20 protein-coding genes and 1 tRNA gene are annotated in these 22427 nt (G+C 62.9%); 11 read left to right on the forward strand and 10 right to left on the reverse strand.

Going from position 1 to position 22427, the window contains the following annotated elements:
- The first annotated feature begins 2 nt into the window (after positions 1 to 2).
- Positions 3 to 569: a PqiC family protein gene (locus ACP15R_RS11100; protein ID WP_424986471.1), complete on the forward strand. Its 567-nt coding sequence runs from the start codon at positions 3 to 5 to the stop codon at positions 567 to 569.
- Positions 570 to 754: 185 nt separating this feature from the next.
- Here the strand turns inward: ACP15R_RS11100 and katG are convergent, their stop codons facing one another.
- Positions 755 to 2929 (reverse strand): catalase/peroxidase HPI, encoded by a 2175-nt coding sequence (gene katG / locus ACP15R_RS11105; protein WP_424986472.1) that lies wholly within the window; start codon positions 2927 to 2929, stop codon positions 755 to 757.
- 242 nt (positions 2930 to 3171) lie between these two features.
- Between katG and ACP15R_RS11110 the strand changes: the two genes are divergently transcribed.
- Positions 3172 to 4089 carry a LysR substrate-binding domain-containing protein gene (locus tag ACP15R_RS11110; protein ID WP_424986473.1) on the forward strand — a complete coding sequence of 306 codons (918 nt, stop codon included), beginning with the start codon at positions 3172 to 3174 and terminating at the stop codon, positions 4087 to 4089.
- 64 nt (positions 4090 to 4153) lie between these two features.
- Here ACP15R_RS11110 and ACP15R_RS11115 read toward each other — a convergent pair.
- The 5 genes from ACP15R_RS11115 to ACP15R_RS11135 form a co-directional block, all read right to left on the reverse strand.
- Positions 4154 to 4228, reverse strand: a tRNA-Glu gene (locus ACP15R_RS11115).
- Between the two features lie 89 nt (positions 4229 to 4317).
- Positions 4318 to 6069 (reverse strand): single-stranded-DNA-specific exonuclease RecJ, encoded by a 1752-nt coding sequence (gene recJ, locus ACP15R_RS11120; protein ID WP_424986474.1) that lies wholly within the window; start codon positions 6067 to 6069, stop codon positions 4318 to 4320.
- 81 nt (positions 6070 to 6150) lie between these two features.
- A complete protein-coding gene (gene glpX / locus ACP15R_RS11125; RefSeq protein ID WP_424986475.1) occupies positions 6151 to 7113 on the reverse strand; it encodes a class II fructose-bisphosphatase in 963 nt (320 codons plus the stop codon).
- Positions 7114 to 7149: 36 nt separating this feature from the next.
- Positions 7150 to 8436 carry a homoserine dehydrogenase gene (locus tag ACP15R_RS11130; protein WP_424986476.1) on the reverse strand — a complete coding sequence of 429 codons (1287 nt, stop codon included), beginning with the start codon at positions 8434 to 8436 and terminating at the stop codon, positions 7150 to 7152.
- 78 nt (positions 8437 to 8514) lie between these two features.
- Positions 8515 to 8829: a hypothetical protein gene (locus ACP15R_RS11135; protein ID WP_424986477.1), complete on the reverse strand. Its 315-nt coding sequence runs from the start codon at positions 8827 to 8829 to the stop codon at positions 8515 to 8517.
- A gap of 101 nt (positions 8830 to 8930) precedes the next feature.
- Between ACP15R_RS11135 and ACP15R_RS11140 the strand changes: the two genes are divergently transcribed.
- A complete protein-coding gene (locus tag ACP15R_RS11140; protein WP_424986478.1) occupies positions 8931 to 9518 on the forward strand; it encodes a TetR/AcrR family transcriptional regulator in 588 nt (195 codons plus the stop codon).
- Positions 9519 to 9559: 41 nt separating this feature from the next.
- On the opposite strand, the gene ACP15R_RS11145 is transcribed toward ACP15R_RS11140, so the two are convergent.
- Positions 9560 to 10471: a pirin family protein gene (locus ACP15R_RS11145; RefSeq protein ID WP_424986479.1), complete on the reverse strand. Its 912-nt coding sequence runs from the start codon at positions 10469 to 10471 to the stop codon at positions 9560 to 9562.
- Positions 10472 to 10655: 184 nt separating this feature from the next.
- Between ACP15R_RS11145 and ACP15R_RS11150 the strand changes: the two genes are divergently transcribed.
- Together ACP15R_RS11150 and ACP15R_RS11155 are read left to right on the forward strand one after the other, a co-directional pair.
- Complete coding sequence (locus ACP15R_RS11150; RefSeq protein ID WP_424986480.1) at positions 10656 to 11606, forward strand: NAD(P)-dependent oxidoreductase; 951 nt, start codon at positions 10656 to 10658, stop codon at positions 11604 to 11606.
- A gap of 67 nt (positions 11607 to 11673) precedes the next feature.
- Entirely contained in the window at positions 11674 to 12144 is a 471-nt protein-coding gene (locus tag ACP15R_RS11155) for a hypothetical protein (protein WP_424986481.1), read from the forward strand.
- 12 nt (positions 12145 to 12156) lie between these two features.
- Here the strand turns inward: ACP15R_RS11155 and ACP15R_RS11160 are convergent, their stop codons facing one another.
- The 3 genes from ACP15R_RS11160 to ACP15R_RS11170 are packed head-to-tail and all read right to left on the reverse strand — an operon-like array spanning position 12157 to position 15029.
- Positions 12157 to 12723, reverse strand: coding sequence for a TadE/TadG family type IV pilus assembly protein (locus ACP15R_RS11160; protein ID WP_424986482.1), 567 nt, complete (start codon positions 12721 to 12723; stop codon positions 12157 to 12159).
- 3 nt (positions 12724 to 12726) lie between these two features.
- Positions 12727 to 13263, reverse strand: coding sequence for a TadE/TadG family type IV pilus assembly protein (locus ACP15R_RS11165; RefSeq protein ID WP_424986875.1), 537 nt, complete (start codon positions 13261 to 13263; stop codon positions 12727 to 12729).
- Positions 13263 to 15029: a pilus assembly protein TadG-related protein gene (locus ACP15R_RS11170; RefSeq protein ID WP_424986483.1), complete on the reverse strand. Its 1767-nt coding sequence runs from the start codon at positions 15027 to 15029 to the stop codon at positions 13263 to 13265. The genes ACP15R_RS11165 and ACP15R_RS11170 overlap by 1 nt, the downstream gene beginning before the upstream one ends.
- Positions 15030 to 15355: 326 nt before the next feature.
- On the opposite strand from ACP15R_RS11170, the gene ACP15R_RS11175 reads away from it, so the two are divergent.
- The 6 genes from ACP15R_RS11175 (at position 15356) to ACP15R_RS11200 (ending at position 22427) form a co-directional block, all read left to right on the forward strand.
- Positions 15356 to 16786: a Glu/Leu/Phe/Val family dehydrogenase gene (locus ACP15R_RS11175; protein WP_424986484.1), complete on the forward strand. Its 1431-nt coding sequence runs from the start codon at positions 15356 to 15358 to the stop codon at positions 16784 to 16786.
- A 210-nt stretch (positions 16787 to 16996) separates the two neighbouring features.
- A complete protein-coding gene (locus tag ACP15R_RS11180) occupies positions 16997 to 18250 on the forward strand; it encodes a sarcosine oxidase subunit beta family protein (protein ID WP_424986485.1) in 1254 nt (417 codons plus the stop codon).
- Positions 18251 to 18318: 68 nt separating this feature from the next.
- Entirely contained in the window at positions 18319 to 18588 is a 270-nt protein-coding gene (locus ACP15R_RS11185; protein WP_424986486.1) for a sarcosine oxidase subunit delta, read from the forward strand.
- Complete coding sequence (locus tag ACP15R_RS11190) at positions 18585 to 21518, forward strand: sarcosine oxidase subunit alpha family protein (protein ID WP_424986487.1); 2934 nt, start codon at positions 18585 to 18587, stop codon at positions 21516 to 21518. Before ACP15R_RS11185 ends, ACP15R_RS11190 begins: the two co-directional genes overlap by 4 nt.
- Positions 21519 to 21600: 82 nt before the next feature.
- Entirely contained in the window at positions 21601 to 22056 is a 456-nt protein-coding gene (locus ACP15R_RS11195; protein ID WP_424986488.1) for a sarcosine oxidase subunit gamma, read from the forward strand.
- Between the two features lie 35 nt (positions 22057 to 22091).
- Positions 22092 to 22427: a hypothetical protein gene (locus tag ACP15R_RS11200; protein ID WP_424986489.1), complete on the forward strand. Its 336-nt coding sequence runs from the start codon at positions 22092 to 22094 to the stop codon at positions 22425 to 22427.

The following is a 22427-nucleotide window of genomic DNA, read 5'->3' on the forward strand; positions in this document are numbered from 1 at the left end:
CCATGACTGTATTCAGCCGGTTGGCCCTGTGCCTGGCGATGACGCCGCTGCTTGGGGGCTGCGGCGAAACCGCCGCCCGATATCTGCTCGACGCGCCATCCCCGGCGCAGCGTGTCGGTGTCCGGGTCAGCACCATCGAGGTTCGTGACGTGGAATTGCCCGATTACGCCTCGGCATCGGAAATCGTGGTGCAGGACGAGGCCGGTGCGTTGTTGCCGCTGCCCAGTGCGATCTGGGCGGATGACCCGGTGCGGGGCATTTCGCTGGCGCTTGCACGCAATCTCGACGCGGCCTCGTCGGCAACCGCGATCACCGAGCCCTGGCCGCTGGCCGAGCCGCCGGATGCGCGGGTCGATGTCCGGGTAGAGCGCATGGTCGCACAGTTTGATGGCCAGTTTCGCCTGAGCGGGCAATATGCCATCTCTTCGCCGGACCTGGTGGTGCGCGAGCGGATCGAGCGTTTCGAGATCCTGCGCCCGATGACAGACCAGACGCCGGCCTCGGTGGCGGCCGCGACAAGTGCAGCCTTGCTGGCGCTCTCCGAACAGATCGCGCAACGCCTGCGCTGAACCGGTCTCATCTGCCGCTGTCTGAAATCTGGGATTTCAACGGGTTGCAGGATGCCGGGTGTTTTGGTGACACGCGAAACGCTGCAACGCGCGGCGGCGTGATGGCTTGCCCGTTGCCGGATCGCTGGACACAAAAAAGGGGCGGCGACATGTGTTGCCGCCGCCCCTGTGTTTCATATGCCGGATCAGTTCAGGTCGAACCGGTCCGCATTCATCACCTTGGTCCATGCGGCGACAAAGTCATTGACGAATTTTGCCTGGTTGTCGTCCTGTGCATAGACTTCCGCATAGGAGCGCAGGATCGAGTTCGAGCCGAACACCAGGTCCATGCGGGTCGCGGTCCAGCGGGTCTCGCCGGATTTGCGATCACGGATTTCGTAGAGACCATTTTCGACCGGGATCCACTGATAGGCCATGTCGGTCAGGTTCGCAAAGAAATCGGCGGTCAGCGCGCCCGGACGGTCGGTAAACACGCCATGCTTGGTGCCGCCATGGTTGGTGTCCATCGCCCGCATACCGCCGATCAGAACCGTCATCTCGCTAGCGGTCAGGCCCATCAACTGGGTGCGGTCGAGCATCAGCTCTTCCGGGCTCACGACGTAATCGGCCTTTTGCCAGTTGCGATAGCCATCCGCCAGAGGCTCGAGCACGTCAAAGCTCTCGACGTCGGTCATCTCGTCGGTGGCGTCGCCGCGTCCGGGGGCAAAGGGCACGGTCACGTCGATGCCAGCGGCCTTGGCGGCCTGTTCGACACCCACATTCCCGGCCAGCACGATGACATCGGCAACCGAGGCACCGGCCTGCGCCGCGATCGGTTCCAGAACCGACAGGACACGGGCCAGGCGCTCGGGTTCGTTGCCTTCCCAGTCCTTCTGCGGTGCCAGGCGGATACGCGCGCCATTGGCGCCACCGCGCATGTCCGAACCGCGATAGGTGCGGGCGCTGTCCCAGGCGGTCGACACCATGTCCGACAGGCTCAGCCCGCTCTCGGCGATCTTGGCCTTGAGCGCATCCACATCGTAACCGGTCGCGCCGGCGGGCACCGGGTCCATCCAGATCAGGTCTTCCTGCGGAATGTCGGGCCCGATGTAACGTGCCTTGGGGCCCATGTCGCGGTGGGTCAGCTTGAACCACGCACGCGCAAAGGTCTCCGAGAAGTAATCCGGATCGGCACGGAACTTTTCGCAGATCGCGTTATAGGCCGGGTCGACCTTCATCGCCATGTCCGCATCGGTCATGATCGGCATGCAGCGGATCGAGGGGTCTTCCACGTCCACGGGCATGTCGGCCTCGTCAATGTCGACGGGCTGCCACTGCCATGCGCCGGCGGGGCTCTTCTTGAGTTCCCACTCATGGTCGAACAGCATGTCGAACCAGCCCATGTCCCACTGGGTCGGGTTGGCGGTCCATGCCCCTTCGATGCCCGAGACCACAGTGTCGCGGCCAATGCCACGGCCCTTGGTGTTGATCCAGCCGATCCCCTGGAATTCGGGCCCCGCGGCTTCCGGATCGGGGCTGAGGTCCTCGGCAGAGCCGTTGCCGTGGCTCTTGCCGATGGTGTGGCCACCGGCGGTCAGCGCGGCGGTTTCCTCGTCATTCATCGCCATGCGCTTGAAGGTCTCGCGGATCTGTTCCGCGGTCTTGGCGGGATCCGGCTGGCCGTTCACGCCTTCGGGGTTCACATAGATCAGACCCATCTGGACAGCCGCCAGCGGGTTTTCCATGGTGGCCGGCTCTTCGACGTTTTTATAACGCCCGTCGCTGGGGGCCAGCCATTCCTTTTCCGCGCCCCAGTAGACGTCGTTCTCGGGGTGCCAGATGTCTTCGCGACCAAAGCCAAAGCCAAAGGTCTTCAGACCGGCGACCTCATAGGCCACGGTGCCCGACAGGATGATCAGGTCGGCCCAGGAAATCTTGTTGCCGTATTTCTTCTTGATCGGCCACAGCAGGCGACGGCCCTTGTCGGTGTTGACGTTGTCCGGCCACGAGTTCAGCGGCGCAAACCGCTGGTTGCCGGTGCCGGCGCCACCACGTCCGTCGGCCAGGCGATAAGAGCCCGCCGCATGCCATGCAACACGGGCGAACATGCCCACATAGCTGCCCCAGTCGGCGGGCCACCAGTCCTGGCTCTCGGTCATCAGGGCGCGCAGATCGGCCTTGAGCGCCTCGACATCGAGTTTTTTGACCTCTTCGCGATAGTTGAAGTCCGGGCCCATCGGATTGGTCTTGGTGTCGTGCTGGTGCAGGATGTCGAGGTTCAGCGCATTCGGCCACCAATCCATCACCGACTTGTTCCTTTCGGTATTGCTACCGTGCAGGATCGGGCATTTGCCCGAGCTGTCGATATCGTTTCCGTCCATGTCTTAGCTCCCGTTCTGGCTATTCTAACTGGCGTCTTGAAACAGGCGCATGTCACGTCGCCGCGCCGGCCCAAACGGCACCGCGTTCGCACGTCGTCAACGATCTCGCGTCGCCATTGGCAAGAAACGCGGCCCGTATCCGGGTCGATCCCGTGACATCCCCCTGATTTCTAGAATCGTTATAACAAGGCCGGGCGATTTCTATAAGTTGTATTTTTTCATTGTTGCGATAAAATTTTCTTATGAAAAATGTCACGCTCAAACAGTTGCGCTATTTCGAAGCGCTCGCCCAGCACGGGCATTTCGGCCGCGCCGCCGAAGCCTGTGCGATCACGCAACCGGCGCTGTCGGTTCAGATCAAGGAACTGGAACAGGAGCTTGGCGCGGTGCTCTTTGAACGCGCGGCGCGGCAGGTCAGGCTGACCACCCTGGGCGAGGCATTCCTGTCGCGGGTGCAGGATGTCTTGCGGGCGGTGGAAGGGCTGGGGGATCTCGCGCGGGCCTCGCATGCGGGGCTGGTGGGACGCTTGCGGCTTGGGGTGATTCCGACCGTCGCGCCCTATCTGCTGCCGTCGATCATAGGCAGGCTCTCGCAGGCGCATAACGATCTGGATGTCTTTGTGCGCGAAACGATGACGCCCAGGCTGGTCCAGGAGTTGCTGGACGGCCGTCTGGACGCGGCAATTGTCGCGCTTCCGATTGGTGAGCCGTCGCTGGTCGAGATCGAGCTGTTTTCCGAGAATTTCGTGCTGATCCGTCCAAAGGCAGAGGCGGACAACCCGGTTCCCAATGGCGAAGACCTGCGGCGGATGCGGCTGTTGTTGCTGGAGGAGGGGCATTGCTTTCGCGACCAGACCCTGGCCTTTTGCAACATCCAGTCTTCCCTGCCGCGCGACGGGTTGGATGGCAGTTCGCTGTCGACGCTGGTTCAGATCGTCGATGCGGGGATGGGGGTCACGTTGATTCCCGACATGGCTGTGCCGATCGAAACACGGGCGGCGTCGGTCTCGATTGCCCGCTTCGCCGAACCACAGCCCTCGCGCCGCATCGGAATGATCTGGCGCAAGACCAATCCGCTGGGCGAGCAATTGATGCAGGTCGCCGAGATCGTCCGCCAGGCCGGCACACAGCTTCGCGGGGAAACCGGCGCGGAACCTTGACCCGACGGGTCGAAGAAAGCCCGGTAATATTCGGAAATTGTACAGTATTTTTGGAAGAACCAAGTGGCAGCCCGTAGGGGAATCGAACCCCTCTTTCCAGGTTGAAAACCTGGCGTCCTAACCGATAGACGAACGGGCCAGCGTTGGTGGGCGTTCATTAGGCAATCGCACGGGGGGGCGCAAGAGAAAAAATACCGAAATCGAAAAGAAAGTGAACGAGCGGCCCGATCAGGCGGATTGCGCGGGGGCGGCGTCGTCCAGGCGCAGCTGTGGGGTCTTGCGTCCGCGCCATTCATTGATCTCCAGACGGCCCGCAACGTGGAATCGCGCGCCGCCGTGATCGGCCATCTTCTGACCCAGCGGCGTGTCGAACGCGCCAAAGCAAATTGCATCCAGAGACCCGCCCATACCGTCGCTGAGCGAAAGTTTCAGATGCGAGTCCCCGACGCGCTTTGCATAGCGCACCTGCAGGTCGGGCAGTGCGAAACGCGGTGCCGCGGCCCCCGCGCCGAACGGGCCGGCCTGTTCGATCTGTTCGATCAACTCGATGGTCACGGCCTGTGGCATCAAGACCCCGTCCAGCCGCAGATCGGCGGGGCCGGCGGTGCCCGCGCCTTGCCGCGCCAGCAACTCGGACAGGCGCGCCATCGCTTCGGGCAGGCGGTCGCGCGCGACGGTCAGCCCCGCGGCCATCTTGTGTCCACCACCCTTGAGCAGCAACCCTTCGGCGGCAAGACGCTGGATCGCGGCCCCAAGGTCGATTCCGGCGACCGATCGGCCCGAGCCCTTGCCCTCGTCGCCCTCAAGCCCGATCACGATGGCCGGGCGGTTGGCCGCGTCCTTGAGGCGCGAGGCGACGATGCCAACGACCCCCGGATGCCAGTCTTCGCCAGCGGCCCAGACCAGGGGCGCGTCCAGACCGCGCTCTTCCGCCTGTTCCAGCGCCGCCGCCCGTACCGCGCTTTCGATGTCCCGGCGCTCGGTATTGAGCAGGTCAAGCTGCGCGGCCATGGCCTCGGCCTCGGAGGCGGAGTCGGTGGCCAGCAGACGGGCCCCCAGGTCGGCCTTGCCGATCCGCCCGCCCGCGTTCACCCGCGGTCCGAGCAGGAACCCGAGGTGATAGCTGCTGGGCGCGGAATCCATGCGCGACACATCGGAGAGCGCAACCAGCCCCGGTCGCTCGCGGCGGGCCATGACGCTCAGCCCCTGGCGCACAAGCGCCCGGTTGGCCCCGATCAGCGGCGCGACATCGGCAACCGTGGCCAGCGCCACCAGATCAAGCAACGCCATCAGGTCCGGCCCCGCCGGCATCTTGGCCTCGCGCATCTGGCGCGCGGTTTCCACCAGCATCAGGAACACGACGCCGGCAGCACAGAGATAGCCCAGATCGCCGCTCTCATCCTGGCGGTTCGGGTTCACCACGGCGAGCGCGGCGGGCAGCGTTTCGCCGCCAAGGTGATGGTCCAGAACGATGACATCCGCATCGCGCGCCGCCGCGATGGCGTCATGCGAAAGCGTGCCGCAATCGACACAGACGATCAGGTCATGCGCGGCGGCAAGCCGGGTCATCGCCGGGACATTGGGTCCATAGCCTTCGTCGATGCGGTCGGGGATATAGAGGGTAGAGGCAAGCCCCATCTGCCGCAGCCACACGATCAGCAGCGCCGCAGAACTGCCGCCATCCACGTCGTAATCGGCAAAGATCGCGATGCGCTGGCGGCGCTTGACGGCGTCGAGAAACCGGGCTGCCGCCACCTGCATGTCGCGCAGACCGCGCGGGTCGGGCAACAGGTCGCGCAGGCGCGGGGACAGGAACGCCTGGGCCTCGGCCGCGGGCACACCCCGCCGGGTCAGAACCTGGCACACCGCGCGGGGCAGGGCGGTATCCTGCACCATCGCGTCAGCGGCGCGTTCGGTTTCCACATCCGGCCCGATCCAGCGGCGTCCGGTCAGCGAGGACTCGATGTCCAGAAATGCCAAGACGAGTCCCTTTATGCTGTTCATTTGGGGGCTGGCCGGCGGGCCACCGGGGCGGCCAGCCGACAAATGTCAGGGGGGTGATCAGACCGGGGTGCGGTATTCCATGCGCCGAACCGAGCCGGTCTTGGAGCGCATCAACAGGGTCTGGGTGGTCAGCCAGCCCGGTTCGCGCTTGATACCGGCGAGCAGGGTGCCGCCGGTGACGCCGGTGGCGGCAAAGATCACGTCCTGCTGGGCCATCTCGTCACGGGTATAGATCTTGTCCAGATCGGTGATCCCGGCCTTGGTGGCGCGTGCTTTTTCGTCGTCGTTGCGGAACAGCAGGCGGCCCTGGATCTGACCGCCCATACATTTCAGCGCCGCCGCGGCAAGCACACCTTCGGGTGCGCCGCCCTGACCCATATACATGTCGATGCCGGTCTTGTGGGACTCGGCGCAATGCATGACGCCGGCCACATCGCCATCGGTGATCAGCCGGATCGACGCGCCGGTGCTGCGCACTTCGGCGATCATCTCTTCGTGGCGCGGGCGTTCGAGGATGCAGACCGTGATGTCGGATGGCGAGCAGCCCTTTTCGGACGCCAGCGCGGAAACCCGCGTCGCCGGCGGCATGTCGAGCGACACCAGCCCCTCGGAATAGCCCGGCCCGATGGCCAGCTTGTCCATGTACACGTCGGGCGCATGCAACATCGAGCCGCGCGGACCCATCGCGATCACCGTCAGGGCGTTGGGCATGTCCTTGGCCGTGAGCGTGGTGCCTTCCAGCGGATCGAGCGCAATGTCCACGCCCGGCCCGTTGCCGGTGCCCACCTCTTCACCGATATACAGCATCGGCGCCTCGTCCCGTTCACCTTCCCCGATGACCACGACCCCGGCAATGTCCAGCAGGTTCAGCTGTTCGCGCATGGCGTTGACCGCTGCCTGGTCGGCGGCCTTCTCATCACCCCGGCCAATCAGCGATGCCGACGCGAGCGCGGCCTGTTCGGCAACGCGCGCGAGGCCCAGCGACAACATGCGATCGTGGAATTCATTGGTATCGGTCATCAAAAGCTCCTGTTTCGGGCAATGTTCGTTTGAATATCATACGCTCTCGATGCGCAACGCAACCGGCGGCGAGGCGATGACATCGGTTTTTTGCATTTCGGCCAGCGCATCGTCGAGCGCCGCGCGGGTGGTTTTATGCGTCACGATCAGCACCGGTGCCGTCGAGTCGGAATGGCCGTATTGCCGCATCCGGTCGATCGAAACACTGGCATTGCCGAGAATCGTCGCGACCTTGGCCAGCGCGCCGGGTTTGTCCAGCAGCGCCATGCGCAGGTAATAGGGGGCCGGAAGCACCGCTCGCGCCGAGGGCGCATCGGTGAGCGTCGCCGCCGGTTGCCCAAAGGTCGGCAGGCGCAGGCCCCGCGCCAGGTCACAGACATCGCCCATCACCGCGCTGGCTGTCGGGCCCTCACCGGCACCGGGGCCACGCAGCACGATCTGTTCCACGGCGTTGCCCTCGATGACGATCATGTTGGTGCCGCCTTCAAGCTGTCCCAGCGGCGAAGAGGCCGGCACCAGGCAGGGCTGCATACGCTGCTCCAGGCCACGCCCGGTGCGCTGTGCCACCCCCAGCAGCTTGATCCGATAGCCCATGTCGGCGGCCTGCCGGATGTCGTCGATGGTGATGCGCTGGATGCCTTCGAGTTCGATCCCGTCGAAATCCGGCCGGGTGCCGAACGCGATCGACGACAGGATCGCCAGCTTGTGCCCGGCATCGATGCCGCCCACATCCAGGTTGGGGTCGGCCTCGAGATAGCCAAGGTCGCTGGCTTCCTGGAACACCGCGTCATAGGGCAGGCCGGCATTTTCCATCCGGGTCAGGATATAGTTGCAGGTGCCGTTCATCACACCCATCACGCGGGTGATCTCGTTTGCGGCGAGCCCCTCGGTCAGCGATTTGATCACCGGAATGCCACCGGCAACCGCGGCCTCGAACCGGATTGCACGGCCCAGTGCCTCGGCCCGTTCGGCCAGCGCCTGACCATGGATCGCCAGCATCGCCTTGTTCGCGGTGACCACATCCTTGCCCGCGTCCAGCGCCGCTTCGGTGGCATCCTTGGCGGGGCCATCGGTGCCGCCCATCAATTCGACAAACACATCCACATCGTCGCGTTTCGCCAGGGCAACCGGGTCGCTTTCCCAGGCATAGCTGCTCAGGTTGACGCCGCGATCCTTGTTCGCATCACGCGCCGATACGGCGGTGATCCGGATGTCACGCCCGGTGCGGGCCGACAACAGCGCTGCCTGGCTGCGAATGATCCTGACCACGCCCACACCAACGGTGCCCAAACCTGCTACTCCGAGCCGCAGAGGTGCTGTCATCAACCTGTCCCTTGTTCTTGTTGCTCGCCGTGCTCTAGCGGGTTCGGCGCAGGGGCGCAACGTGGCAGATGTCGTCGTTCATTGCTGTACGCCGGCCCGCATCCGCGTCTGGGTTTCCCGGTCCACCACCGGGGCATTGTTCAGCCGCCGGGCGCGATCCTGCAAATTGGCAACGCGCCCTTGCAGGTCCTGCTGCACGTCCTGGTGGCGCTCCTGCGGATCGGGTTGCGGCACAAGCAGCGTTTCGATGGGCGCGAGCGCCGGATAGCCGGCCTGTTCCAGATGGCCGGGTACGGTGTCGTCCAGCTGCGGTATCTGCGCACAAGCCGCCGGCACAAGCGCCGCCAAAAGCATTCCAATCCATGCAACGGTCTTTCGGGGCTGCGGCGACATGGCTACCTCTTGCATCACGTTCTGTATCCGGTCATGCCCGTTTGAAGATTGTGGTGCAAGCAGGGGTTTTATCTGAACAAATGTTCAGATACATTCAATTCATGGCACGTACCACGGGTTCCCATTCCGACATCACCGGGCCGCGCATTCGCGAGGTTGCGATGCGCCTGTTCGCGCAGCATGGCTATGCCGCGGTGTCGATGCGCCAGATTGCCTCCGGCGTCGGGGTGCAGGCAGGGGCCTTGTACAATTATACGCCGGACAAACAAGGTCTGCTCTTTGGGCTGATGCGCGAACATATGGAAGAATTGCTCGCTGCCCGCGCCGCCCGCGATGTACCCGACGACCCGCTGGCGCAGCTCGAGGATTTCACCCGGTTTCACATTGCCTTTCACATGGAGCGGGCGGATGCGGTGTTCGTGTCCTACATGGAATTGCGCAACCTCGATGCCGGGAATTTCGCCACGATCGAGTCCCTGCGCAGCCGTTACGAAGACGAGCTGGAAGCCATCCTGCAACGCGGCGTGGCGGTCGGCCTGTTCTCGGTTCCCGACAGCAAGATCGCGACACTTGCGCTTATCGCGATGCTGACCGGCGTGAATACCTGGTATCGCACTGGTGGCCGTCTTTCGGTGCAACAGGTTGAAACGATCTATTGGGACATGGTGCGCAAGGCGGTTGCCCCCTGACGTTCAATCGTGACTATATATCAACATGTTGGCGTCGACAATCAATGTGACGGTTGAATAAATGTGCCATTGCGCAGATCCGCCATTGCCTGTCGTAACTCCGCTTTGGTGTTCATCACGATCGGCCCGTGCCAGGCGACCGGCTCGGCGATCGGCGCGCCCGAGATCAGCAGAAAGCGAACCCCGTCCGGACCTGCCTGAACGGTGATTTCGTCACCGGTTCCAAAGCGAACCAGAGTCCGGTCGCCCGAAAGATCACGGATGTTCACCTCTTGCCCGGCGACTTCCTTTTCCAGCAGGATGCCGGTTGGGGCGGATGCATCCGCAAAGGCCGCCGCCCCCTCGAACACATAGGCAAAAGCCCGGCGATAGGTGTCGATGCGAAAGCTCTTGCGGATTCCGGCAGGCACCGACACATCCAGGTATTGCGGATCGGCGGCGATGCCGTCCACCGGCCCGGTCTGGCCCCAGAACGTCCCGACGATGACTCGGATGCGGGTGCCGTCATCATCGATCACCTCGGGAATCTCGGCCGCGCCCACATCCTGATAGCGTGGTGCGGTCATCTTCTGCGCGGCGGGCAGATTGCCCCAGAGCTGAAATCCATGCATCTGACCGGTGGCGTTGCCGCGCGGCATTTCCTGGTGCATGATTCCCGAACCGGCGGTCATCCATTGCACGTCGCCGGCCCCCAATGTTCCGTGATTGCCCAGCGAATCGCCATGCTCGACGCTGCCGGACAATACATATGTGATGGTTTCGATGCCGCGATGGGGGTGCCAGGGAAAGCCCTTGATGAAATCCTCGGGGCGGTCATTGCGAAAGTCATCAAACAACAGGAACGGATCGAGTTCGGTCGGATCCTGGAACCCGAAGGCGCGGTGCAGTTTCACGCCGGCCCCTTCCATGGTCGGAATGGCCTTGCGGGTTTCAAGCGTTGGTCTGAGCGACATGGTCGTCCTCCTGTTCCGACTTGCGTTGTGATTATCATAGATGTGTGCAGGCGCGCCGCAATCCGAGGGGGCGAACCGGCGTTGTGCGGTGGCGCGCAGTTCCTGCCGGTGTCGCAAACAGATCAGATATTGCGGGTCGAACGGGCGACGCTGGCAAAAAAAGTCGCATCAGGGAGATTTCAACATGCGCGTGGGATTCATCGGATTGGGCAATGTCGGCGGCAAGCTGGCGGGGAGCTTGTTGCGCAACAAGGTCGATCTGTCGGTTCACGATCTTGCCCCGGATCGCGTCGAAGGCTTTGTCGCGCGTGGCGCACAGGCAGGCGGGAGCCCGGCCGAGATGATGCACGGATGCGACGTGGTCATCACCTGTTTGCCCAGCCCCATGGCGAGCGATGCGGTGATGTCCGGGATGCTGGACGAGGTGGTCGCCGGCAAGGTCTGGATGGAGATGTCCACCACCGACGAGGCCGAGGTCAGGCGTCTGGGGCACGCGGTTCAGGAACGGGGCGGGGCGGCTGTGGATTGCCCTGTTTCCGGCGGCTGTCACCGCGCGGAGAGCGGCAATATCAGCATCTTCGCGGGGTGTGACCGGGCGACTTTCGAACATGTCCTGCCGTTGTTGACCACGATGGGGCGGCGGGTGCTGCATACCGGCGGGCTGGGCAGTGCGAGCGTTCTCAAGGTCGTGACCAACTATCTCGCCACCGCCAACCTGGTCAGCTGTGCCGAGGCGCTGGTGGTGTCCAAGGCCGCCGGCATGGATCTGAACGTGGCCTATGAAGCTATCCGGATCAGTTCGGGCACCAGTTTCGTCCACGAGACTGAAAGCCAGGTGATCCTGAATGGCAGTCGTGACATTTCGTTCACGATGGACCTGGTGGCCAAGGATATCGGCTTGTTTCAACAGGTGGCGGACCGCTCGGGGGTGCCGCTCGACATCAATCCGAAGCTGATCGATATTTTCGCCGACGGAATCGGGCGGTTCGGCCCCCGCGAATTGTCGCCCAACATCATCCGACGCCTGGAAGAGGTCACGGGTCTTGATATCCGCGCGCCGGGCTTTCCGTCCGAGATGGTTGACGACGAACCGGAAGAACCGGGGGCCGAGGTGATCATTTCGCCTGCGCCATAGAGATCGGCTGTACAGAGGTACTCCGACTGCGATATGCGCCGGATGACGCTTGGGGCAGGAGCTTTCGATGGAAACGGACATTATCGCGGTGATCGAGGCCAGCGCCTTTCGCCGGTGGATGGCGGTGGTCACGTTGGCGGCGGTGTCGGTGCTGCTGATCTACGCGGGGATCGGGGCCGGGGCGGAGTTGCTCTTGCAGGTCTGCGCCGTGGCGCTTGGGGCAATGTCCGCGCTCATTGCCGTCCGGTTGCACCGCGCAACCGGACACCGCATCGAGTTGACCGGCGACGGGTTGCGCGATAGCAGCGGTCTCGCCATCGCCACGCTGGACGAGATTGCCGCATTGGATCGGGGGCTTCTGGCGTTCAAGCCGACCAATGGATTTGTCCTGCGCACCCATGCCCCAACCGCTCGGTGCTGGCGGCCCGGCCTGTGGTGGCGGTTCGGGCGGCGCGTTGGAATCGGTGGGGTCGTCTCGGGGCCGCAGGCCAAGTACATGGCCGATCGCCTTGCCGAGTTGCTGGCCGCAAGGGCATGAGGGCCTTGGCGGTCAGCTCAGGCTGCTCTGCCCGTTCCACTTGAGCTGATCGACAAAGCGCGGTCGGGTAAAGACGAAATTCTCGAGCTTCTTCTCGTCCATGCCAATCCGGAAAAGCGGCGTAAATGTATTCTCGGTCTCGACCAGGATGACAATTTCATTGTCGGGCATGTTGGGAAGGCGCGCAGCAAACTGGCTGACCGAACTGTCGTCCAATTCGGTGGGAAAGCCGCGATTCGCTGACCAGTTGACATAGTAACGTGAATCCGATTCATCCCAGCGGATCACCGAGATGCGCAGCGCGATGTCGCTTGGCGTGTGGGTCATCATGCCAAAAAGTTCGTACATGCTGTCGACATAGGCGTCGTTGATGTCGCTGGTTTCCCGCGAAATCAGGTCGCTGATCGTATAGGCCGCTTTCAGGTTGGCGGTGCTCTGGTGATAGCCGTCGAAATAGACATAGGTTGCCATGAACGCCCAGAACACAAAGGGCATGGCGAGGATGAATTCCACAGTCACGCTGCCGCGCGTGTCGCTCCAGAAATTGCCGGTCAGGGTCCGAAGTCGTGCAAGTCGCATGGTCTATCTCGGCTCCTGCACAAAGGCGGATGTCGAAACCAGCGCGTATTGCCCGGCGCCATCCTTGGCGATGTTCTTGCCAAGCCCGGTGGTCGGGAACACCGGGGAGATCTTGGCACAGGCACGCAGGATCATCAGGTCGTTGTCGCCGGCGTCATTCTTGAAGGTGATCTTGGGCTGTACCTGGCGGGAGGCATCGGTGCATGTCGCCTCGCGCCTGACCCCGGACCAATTGCGCGGGTCGACCTGGATCATCTCGAGCCTGAGATTGGATTTGCAATTCTTGATAAAGCCCGCGCGGTCACAGATCAGGTCCTTGATCTGATCGTGCTGCGGGGCGGACCCGGTCCCGAGCCGTATGTCGCGCACCGTCAGGTCCATCGCCCGTTCGAGGCTGGAATGGTTCAGGGTCATGATGCCCAGTTCGATCCCGGACAGCATGAACAGCAGCATGGCCGGAAAGGTGATGGCGAACTCGATCGTGGCGTTGCCGTTCTCAGCCCGCAGAAAGCGTTTCGCCAGGATCGACAGGCGACGCATCACTGGGTCAACCTCAGCTTGCGGATCGATGACGCGATCGAGGAAAACACGATCCTGATCTTTTCACCATCCACGTCGCTCTTGACTTCGAAGAAATGCGAATCGGAGCTCGAGCAATATTTGAGGATGTCGACGCCGCCGCTCGGCGCGTCGAAGCCGATGGTGAACACGATGATGTTGTTGCCCTTGGCAATATCGCAGATGCGTTCGGTGCGATCGTTCTTGACCCAGGTTTCTACATAGTTGCGGATGTCGTGATACCATTTCCGGTTGGCTTCCGACGGGTGCAGGAACGGGTAGTAATTGTCGAACAGGTTCGACTTGAGGCTGACATGCGCCCATAGATCGGGATAGCTGAGATTGATGGCGGACCCGGGTTCCGACCGCTCGCGGCAGGACCATTCACCCGGCGAAGAGCCGATACAGCCTTTGTCGCGCCCCGGGGGATGGTTCTCGCCATAGGGGTGATCGGCCCACTTGTTGCCGTCATTCACCCAGTTGCCATGCCGGTCGTAATGTCCCTTGTTGTCGTCGGGCCAGAAATAGGCATTCACCGGCGGGTGATAGATCGAATAGGCCTTTTCCTCGTTGTTGAAATAGACGTTCGACGGACCTTCGCGGAACCCGTCATTGATGAAGTACTGGTCGGTATTCTGCCCATCGGTCATCAGGACGATAACCTTGAGCGTTTCCCCGTCATTATAGTTGCTGGGCAGGGTGGCCGCGACTGCGGGAACATCGCCGATCGTGCTCAGCGTGGTCATCGCCGGGCGCAGGCTGGGGTCGAGCAGGGCGGTGCCCCATTTCATGCCGACATCGATCGAGGTGTTGCCACGTGCGGTCAGGTTCCTGATATAGGCTTTCAGCGCTTCGGGATCGGATTGCATGAGCAGGATCTGGCGATCCTCGTCGGCCTCGCAGACCGGCAGCGAAACGCCGTCCGCGTCATTGCCGACCAGGGTGATGTCATCGCCGTTCAACCCGTTGAATTCGTACCACGGGTCAAAATGCATCGTGCGTTGATACGGCGCGGTATAGGACAACGCCGCGGTGTCGAAATCGGCGCTCTGGAAGTTGATGCAGTTGGAATAGCGCTGCTCTTCCGAGACGTTGAACTGCTCCATCAGGGTTTGTGGCACCGCGACCTGGGTCGCGTAGGGAATGATCGACATTGTCATGTCGCCATCGGCGCTGTTGTCGGCCATGGTATCGACGAATTCCTGTGCCGCCGAGATCAGGTTCGTCAGGCGATTGTTGTTGTTCATCGAGCCGGAAACATCGAGAATCAGGGAAATCTCGACTCCGTCGATCCGTTCCTCCGCGGTGCCGGCGGCAGGTGCGACAAGCGTATCGACACCGTTCATATGCATGAACTGGGTGTCGATCTCGGTGCTGGCGGTGGCCGAGACCACGCGATAGCCAAGCCCCTGGTCGACACTTACCGAGGTGAGATAGTCACCCAGCCCGGACTTGGCAAAGTAATCTTCGACCACGGATTTGGGATCCATCGTCTGGTCAAGGTCCGCGGCAGCGAGCACGGCGCGGTCCAATGTCGCCTGCAACCGCGAGCGATCGCGTTCAAAGCGCATGAAATCGATGCCGATCCCGGCCACCATCAGGATGATCAGGAATGCATAGACACCAAAGATCAGCATCGCGCCGTCTTCGTCGCGGGCAAAGGCGCGCAGGAACCCCGTCCGGGCAGCAGTACGCGCCGGTTCGTGGTCAAGACGGTTCAGACTGCGGGTCTCGGCATTGGAACTCATCGTTAAACCTTATCCGCCCGGTCGGGGGCATGGGACAATAAATCTGTTACTCTATCGTTGCAGAACATGACGGAAATAGGACGTAATTCGCGCTACAATGCGTATATTAGCAACAAGTTTACTACAATCCTAACCCCATTTCTGCCTGGTCCGGCGTTGCGGGGCCGGTCTGCCCACGCTCGTTTCCATCGGGTATTATGGTCGATTTCATGCTGGCATGTACAGGAACATGTCAAAAATGTCGCCAAACTTCACCATCTCGTCATAGGTTGGCTTCTAGAACACAGCACAGATGAGTCGTTGTGAGCGTTCGGGAGGAGCACCATATGAGCCAGAGAAACGAGCCGACATTCCGCGAAAGCGTTGATCTGATGTTCAATCGCGCGGTCGCGCTGATGGACCTGCCGCCGGGGCTCGAGGAAAAGATCCGGGTTTGCAACGCCACCTATACCGTGCGCTTTGGGGTGCGCCTGCGCGGGCAGATCCAGACGTTCACGGGCTATCGGTCGGTGCATTCAGAGCATATGGAACCCGTCAAGGGCGGGATCCGCTATGCCATGGGGGTGAACCAGGACGAGGTCGAGGCGCTGGCGGCCCTGATGACCTATAAATGTGCGCTGGTCGAGACGCCTTTCGGAGGATCGAAAGGGGGGCTGAGAATCGATCCGCGCCAGTATGACGAACATGAGCTTGAACAGATCACCCGCCGTTTCGCCTATGAGCTGGCCAAGCGTGACCTGATCAATCCGAGCCAGAACGTACCGGCCCCCGACATGGGAACCGGCGAGCGCGAGATGGCCTGGATCGCGGACCAATATGCGCGGATGAACACCACCGACATCAACGCGCGCGCCTGTGTCACCGGCAAGCCGCCCAATGCCGGTGGCATTGCAGGGCGTGTCGAGGCGACCGGGCGCGGGGTGCAATATGCCTTGCGCGAGTTCTTTCGGCATCCCGATGACGTGACCCGCTCGGGTCTGTCGGGAACGTTGGACGGCAAGCGGGTCATTGTCCAGGGGCTGGGCAATGTGGGCTATCACGCGGCGAAATTTCTTGCCGAGGAGGACGGCGCCGTCATCACCGGGATCATCGAGCGCGACGGGGCCCTGTTCAACCCCAAGGGGCTGGACGTCGAGGCGGTGTTCAACTGGATCCGCGGGCGCGGCGGGGTCACCGGGTTCCCGGATGCGGCGCATACCGCCGAAGGGGCCGCGGTGCTTGAGGAAGATTGCGACATCCTGATTCCGGCGGCGCTGGAAGGGGTGATCAATCTCGAGAATGCAGAGCGGATCAAGGCGCCGCTGATCATCGAGGCGGCCAATGGCCCGATCACCGCCGGGGCCGACGACATCCTGCGCGCCAAGGGCACGGTGATCATCCCCGACATGTATGCCAATGCGGGCGGTGTGACCGTATCGTATTTCGAATGGGTCAAGAACCTGAGCCATATCCGCTTTGGCCGGATGCAGCGCCGCCAGGAAGAGGCGCGTCACCAGCTGGTGGTGGACGAGCTCGAGCGGCTGGACCGATATCTTGGCGATGCCTGGTCGATGTCGCCGGACTTCAAGAAGAAATACCTGCGTGGCGCGGACGAGCTGGAGCTTGTGCGCTCGGGGCTCGATGACACGATGCGCACCGCCTATCAGTCGATGCGCGAGGTCTGGCATGGCCGGGATGACGTGGAAGATTTGCGCACCTCGGCCTATCTCGTGTCGATCAACAAGGTCGCGGCGAGCTATCGCGCCAAGGGCCTTTGAGCGCAGGCAGCGGGCGACTCTGCGGAGTTGCAGACGCGGGGCATGTCAAGGCAAGCCCCGCGGGCTTGGTCGCGATCGCAATTGCCATTTGCGTCATGTCGTGTCGTATTCTGGCAGAAACCTGTCACAATGCGACAGGTTTTGCGCCCGTCCGCTGCTAGGTCTTGGATAACGGGCGGTTGCGCGGGCGACGCATAACAGGGGTGTGACATGCGGTTTTCCGGATGGAAGGTTCTGAAGGAAGGTCTCACCGGGAACCGGGGCTGGACCCCGCATTGGCGCGATCCCGAACCAAAACCGGCCTATGACATCGTCATCATAGGCGGCGGCGGGCACGGGTTGAGCACCGCCTATTACCTCGCACGCGAGCACGGTCTGACCAATATCGCGGTGCTGGAAAAGAACTATATCGGCGGCGGCAATGTCGGGCGCAATACCACGATCGTTCGGGCCAACTATTTCCTGCCGGGCAATTCGGAGTTCTATTCCCATTCGCTGAAGCTGTGGGAGGGGTTGGAAGACGAGCTGAATTACAACGTCATGCATTCGCAGCGCGGGCTGATCAACCTGTTCCATTCAGACGGTCAGCGCGATGCCTTTGCGCGGCGGGGCAACGCCATGATCAACCAGGGCGATGATGCGGTGCTGCTGGATCGGGACGGTGTCCGGCAATACCTGCCCTATCTGGATTTCGACAATGGGCGGTTCCCGATCCTGGGCGGGTTGCTGCATCCTCGGGGCGGCACGGCGCGACATGACGCGGTGGCCTGGGGTTATGCGCGCGGCGCGGATCGACGTGGGGTGGACCTGATTCAGAACTGCGAAGTGACGGGCATCGATGTCGAGAACGGCCAGGTACGCGGGGTGCAGACCACGCGCGGTGCGATCAGGGCACGCAAGGTCGGGATCGTGACCGCCGGACGATCCGGGCAGGTGGCCGCCATGGCGGGGATGTGTTTGCCAATCGAGAGCCACGTGTTGCAGGCCTTTGTCACCGAGGGGTTAAAGCCGGTGATCGATCACGTGATCAGTTTTGGCATGGGGCATTTCTATATCAGCCAGTCTGACAAGGGTGGGCTGGTTTTTGGCGGCGATCTCGATTTCTATGCGTCTTATGCGCAGCGGGGCAACCTGCCGATGGTCGAGCATGTGATGGAGGCGGGCATGACCCTGATGCCGATGATCGGCAAGGCAAAGGTATTGCGCAGCTGGGGCGGCATCATGGACATGACGCCGGACGGTTCGCCGATTATCGACAGGACGGAAATCGATGGGCTCTATGTGGATTGCGGGTGGTGTTATGGCGGGTTCAAGGCGGTGCCCGCTTCGGGGCATTGTTTTGCCCATCTGATGGCGACCGACCGGCCGCATGGCGCGGCGACGCGGTTCCGGCTGGACCGGTTCAGGACCGGTCAAGGCTTGATGGACGAGGAGGGAACCGGGGCGCAGCATAATCTGCACTAGGCGCGGGAGGACGGGATGGGAGCCTCCGGCGGGAGTATTTCGACAAAGATGAAGGTGGGACAAGCGCGATGAGGATCACCTGTCCGATATGCGGCGAACGGGACCGGCGTGAATTTTATTACCAGGGCGATGCGGTGGCGTTGCGGCGTCCGGCCCCGGATGCGGGCGGGGCGGCCTGGGACGCGTATCTGCATCTGCGGGAGAATCCGGCGGGGGTGGTGCGGGATCTTTGGTATCACGAGGCGGGCTGTGGTGCCTGGCTGGTGGTGACGCGCGACACGGTGAGCCACGCGGTCCTGAAGGTGACGTTGGCGAGCGACGCGGAGGCGCGGGCATGAGGCTTGCGGGGAAAGGTGTGATCGATCGCGCGCGGCCCGTTCGCTTCACGTTTGACGGCGTGGCCCATGACGGGTTCGCGGGCGATACATTGGCCTCGGCATTGCTTGCCAACGGGATCCGGATACAGGGGCGTTCGTTCAAGTATCATCGTCCGCGCGGAGTGCTGAGTGCGGGCAGCGAAGAGCCGAATGCGTTGATGACCATCGGTTCCGGGGTGGCTGCGGAGCCGAATGTGCGGGCCACGGTGCAGGAGATCTATGAAGGGTTGACGGCGCAGAGCCAGAACCGTTGGCCGACGCTGCGCCATGACCTCATGGCGGTCAATGATCTGGCGGCCCCGTTCCTGGGGGCGGGGTTTTACTACAAGACCTTCATGTGGCCGCGCGGGTTCTGGGAGAGGTTTTATGAGCCGGTGATCCGGCGGGCTGCCGGGCTTGGGGCATTGTCGGGTGAAGCGAACCCGGATCGATATGAAAAGGCCTATGCCTTTTGCGACGTGCTGGTGATCGGCGCGGGTCCGGCCGGGTTGATGGCGGCGCTAACGGCGGCGCGGGCAGGGGCGGATGTCATCCTTGCCGATGAGGGGTTTTGCGCCGGAGGGCGTCTGCTGGGCGAGACCGAAGAGGTTGACGGCAAGCCCGGCCATCTGTGGGCCGCGGAGGTTGTTGCCGAACTTGAGGCGATGCCCAATGTGCGCGTGATGCTGCGCACCACGGTGAGCGGGGCGTATGACCAGGGCACTTATGGTGCGCTGGAGCGGGTGGGGCAGCATCTGGCGGCGCGCCCCGAAGCGCTGCCGCTCGAGACATTCTGGCGGATCGTGGCCGGGCGCGCGATCCTCGCCGCAGGTGCCATCGAACGCCCGGTGGCGTTTCGCAACAATGACCGCCCCGGGATCATGACCGCCGGCGCGGTGAGGGCCTATCTCAATCGATGGGGCGTGGCACCGGGGCATCGGGTGGCGGTCTTTGGTAACAATGATGATGCGCATCGGACGGTGCGCGATCTGACGGCGGCGGGGGTTCATGTCGCGGCGCTGATCGACAGCCGCCATGACGCCCCGGACGTCGCCGGGGTGCGCATGTTCCGGGGGGCGATGGTCGCCAATAGCCGGGGACGCCGGGGCCTGGAGAGCATCACCATCCGCAGCGTCAGCGGCGAAGACCAGCTGGCGGTGGATTGCCTGGCGATGTCGGGCGGGTGGAACCCCAGCGTGCACCTGACCTGCCACACCAACAGCCGTCCGGTCTGGCGCGAAGACATCCTGGCCTTTGTGCCGTTGCCGGGTGCGGTGCCGGGGTTGCGGGCGGCGGGGGCGTGCAATGGCGCGTTTTCGACGGCGGCCTGTCTGCGCGAAGGTCATGAGGCGGCGGGGCGGGCATTGGCGGATCTGGGGCGTGCCACCCCGCAGGTTGCCTTGCCGCGCGCTTTGGATGATGCTTATCGGCTGGCACCGCTCTGGGCCGTGCCGGGACGCGGGCGGGCCTGGCTGGATTTCCAGAATGACGTCACGGTCAAGGATGTGAAACAGGCGGCGGTCGAGAATTTCCGTTCGGTCGAGCACATGAAGCGCTATACCACGCAGGGCATGGCGACCGACCAGGGTAAGAATTCCAATGTCGCGGCGCTGGCCATCCTGGCCGATGTCACCGGGCGGGCGATCCCGGAAACCGGCACCACGACCTTTCGCCCGCCCTATAGCCCGGTGTCGATTGCCGCCATGGGGGCCGGGGGGCAGGGCACCGGTTTTGCCCCGGAACGGTTTACCACCAGCCACGCCGCAAGCGTTGAGCGGGGTGCGCCGATGATCGAGGCGGGATTGTGGTATCGGCCGAGCTATTTCCCTGCTCCGGGCGAAACCAGCTGGCGGCAATCCTGTGATCGTGAAGTGGCGATGGTGCGCGCGGCGGTGGGCATTTGCGATGTTTCAACCCTTGGCAAGATCGACCTGCAGGGGCCGGATGTGCCGGCGTTTCTTGATTTCGTCTATACCAACCGGTTCAGCACGCTGCAGGTGGGGCGGGTGCGCTATGGCCTGATGCTGCGCGAGGACGGGCATGTGATGGATGACGGCACCACCGCGCGATTGGGCGAGCGGCATTACGTCATGACGACCACGACCGCTGCGGCGGGACAGGTGATGCGACATCTGGAATTCGTGCACCAGGGCCTGTGCCCCGAACTGGACGTGGCGTTTGCCTCGGTCACCGAGCAATGGGCGCAGTTTGCGGTGGCGGGTCCGAAATCGCGCGACCTCTTGAACCAATTGCTCGACAAGCCGCTGAGCGATGAGGTCTGGCCGTTCATGGCTTGCGGTGCGGTGCGCGTGAAAGGGGTGGCCGGGCGGCTATTCCGGATCTCGTTCTCGGGCGAACATGCCTATGAAATCGCGGTTCCGTCGCGATATGGCGACAGCCTGTTCCGGTTGCTGCTGGAACATGCCGAAGGGATGGGTGGCGGTGCCTACGGGATGGAGGCGTTGAACGTACTCCGCATCGAAAAGGGGCATATCACCCATGCCGAGATCCATGGCCGGACCACGGCGGACGATATCGGCATGGGGCGGATGGTGTCATCGGCCAAGGATTGCATCGGCAAGACCATGAGCGAGCGGCCCGGCCTGTCCGGGTCCGCGCGGGAACAGCTGGTGGGGCTGAGGCCGGTGGGCGATGTCCGGCAATTGACCGCCGGGGCGCATTTGTTTGATCCCGAGGATGATGCGGTGCGGGTGAACGGCAAGGGCTATGTCACCTCGGTCTGCTATTCGCCGACGCTGGGTCAGATGCTGGCGCTTGGCTTTCTCAGGAACGGGCGCGCGCGCCATGGGCAGCGGGTGCACGTGGTGGATCACCTGCGCGATCTTGAGACCCAGTGCGAGGTGGTCGACCCGGTGTTTCTTGACCCTGACGGGGGGCGTGTACGTGGTTGAGCTTGTTGCAAGAACGCCCTGCAATGGGTTGTTGCCATTGGAAATTGGCCGATCCGTTCTGCGCGAGGCATCGGTTGGCCGCATGAGCGGGATCGCACCGTTCAAGGGGCGGCAGGATCGGGTTGCGCAGGTTCTGAAAGCGGCGCATGGGCTCGATTTTCCGGAACCCAACCGCAGCAGCGGCGGCGCCGGGGGCCGGGTGATCTGGTTCGCGCGGGGGCAGGTGATGTTGCTCGGGGCCGATCCGGATCCGGCGCTGGCGGCCCATGCGGCGCTGACCGATCAATCCGATGCCTGGGCTGTTGTCACGCTGGAGGGGGAGACCGCCGAGGACGTTCTGGCGCGGCTGGTGCCGGTCGATCTGCGCCGCGCGGCGTTCGAGATTGGCCATACCTTGCGCGCGCAGGTGCTGCATATGAACGCATCGATAACCCGGATCGGAGCGGATTGTTTTCAGATCATGGTGTTTCGGTCCATGGCGGAAACTCTCGTTCACGATCTCAGATCGGCTATGGAGGGTGTCGCGGCACGGGGGTAAACTGCGTCGATCCAAACTGATTCCGGAGTACCCCCATGATCCGTCTCGCGCTTGCCGCTTGCCTGTTTGCCACGCCGCTTTTGGCTGCGGAAACCAAGGAGCAAAGCTGTGGCTACCAGGCACAGGTCATCAGTGCCATCCAGAAGGCGCGGCTTGACCGGGTGAAACAGGCGGATGTGGCGTCGACCATCGCGGCGTCCAACCCGACCTGGCCGGCCAATTACAACGCGGCGATCCCGCAGTTGACCGAATTTGTCTACAGCCAGAAGAAACGCGATCTGAAGAACACCGACCTGGGGGCGAACTTGCGTCAGCAATGCCTTGAAAACTGGGATCAAATTCAGGAAATGCAGAAGAAGCTTAAAGGCTGA

The sequence above is a fragment of the Microbulbifer sp. S227A genome (assembly GCF_049800935.1).

What these genes read in the sequence shown, in the direction of transcription:
- ACP15R_RS11160 (WP_424986482.1), bottom strand. Translation starts at nt 12,723, where the DNA reads ATGCGACTTGCACGACTTCGGACCCTGACCGGCAATTTCTGGAGCGAC.
- ACP15R_RS11100 (WP_424986471.1), top strand. Translation starts at nt 3, where the DNA reads ATGACTGTATTCAGCCGGTTGGCCCTGTGCCTGGCGATGACGCCGCTG.
- ACP15R_RS11165 (WP_424986875.1), bottom strand. Translation starts at nt 13,263, where the DNA reads ATGCGTCGCCTGTCGATCCTGGCGAAACGCTTTCTGCGGGCTGAGAAC.
- ACP15R_RS11140 (WP_424986478.1), top strand. Translation starts at nt 8,931, where the DNA reads ATGGCACGTACCACGGGTTCCCATTCCGACATCACCGGGCCGCGCATT.
- ACP15R_RS11170 (WP_424986483.1), bottom strand. Translation starts at nt 15,029, where the DNA reads ATGAGTTCCAATGCCGAGACCCGCAGTCTGAACCGTCTTGACCACGAA.
- ACP15R_RS11180 (WP_424986485.1), top strand. Translation starts at nt 16,997, where the DNA reads ATGCGGTTTTCCGGATGGAAGGTTCTGAAGGAAGGTCTCACCGGGAAC.
- glpX (WP_424986475.1), bottom strand. Translation starts at nt 7,113, where the DNA reads ATGACCGATACCAATGAATTCCACGATCGCATGTTGTCGCTGGGCCTC.
- katG (WP_424986472.1), bottom strand. Translation starts at nt 2,929, where the DNA reads ATGGACGGAAACGATATCGACAGCTCGGGCAAATGCCCGATCCTGCAC.
- ACP15R_RS11145 (WP_424986479.1), bottom strand. Translation starts at nt 10,471, where the DNA reads ATGTCGCTCAGACCAACGCTTGAAACCCGCAAGGCCATTCCGACCATG.
- ACP15R_RS11185 (WP_424986486.1), top strand. Translation starts at nt 18,319, where the DNA reads ATGAGGATCACCTGTCCGATATGCGGCGAACGGGACCGGCGTGAATTT.
- ACP15R_RS11175 (WP_424986484.1), top strand. Translation starts at nt 15,356, where the DNA reads ATGAGCCAGAGAAACGAGCCGACATTCCGCGAAAGCGTTGATCTGATG.
- ACP15R_RS11155 (WP_424986481.1), top strand. Translation starts at nt 11,674, where the DNA reads ATGGAAACGGACATTATCGCGGTGATCGAGGCCAGCGCCTTTCGCCGG.
- ACP15R_RS11150 (WP_424986480.1), top strand. Translation starts at nt 10,656, where the DNA reads ATGCGCGTGGGATTCATCGGATTGGGCAATGTCGGCGGCAAGCTGGCG.
- ACP15R_RS11110 (WP_424986473.1), top strand. Translation starts at nt 3,172, where the DNA reads ATGAAAAATGTCACGCTCAAACAGTTGCGCTATTTCGAAGCGCTCGCC.
- ACP15R_RS11195 (WP_424986488.1), top strand. Translation starts at nt 21,601, where the DNA reads ATGAGCGGGATCGCACCGTTCAAGGGGCGGCAGGATCGGGTTGCGCAG.
- ACP15R_RS11135 (WP_424986477.1), bottom strand. Translation starts at nt 8,829, where the DNA reads ATGTCGCCGCAGCCCCGAAAGACCGTTGCATGGATTGGAATGCTTTTG.
- ACP15R_RS11190 (WP_424986487.1), top strand. Translation starts at nt 18,585, where the DNA reads ATGAGGCTTGCGGGGAAAGGTGTGATCGATCGCGCGCGGCCCGTTCGC.
- ACP15R_RS11200 (WP_424986489.1), top strand. Translation starts at nt 22,092, where the DNA reads ATGATCCGTCTCGCGCTTGCCGCTTGCCTGTTTGCCACGCCGCTTTTG.
- ACP15R_RS11130 (WP_424986476.1), bottom strand. Translation starts at nt 8,436, where the DNA reads ATGACAGCACCTCTGCGGCTCGGAGTAGCAGGTTTGGGCACCGTTGGT.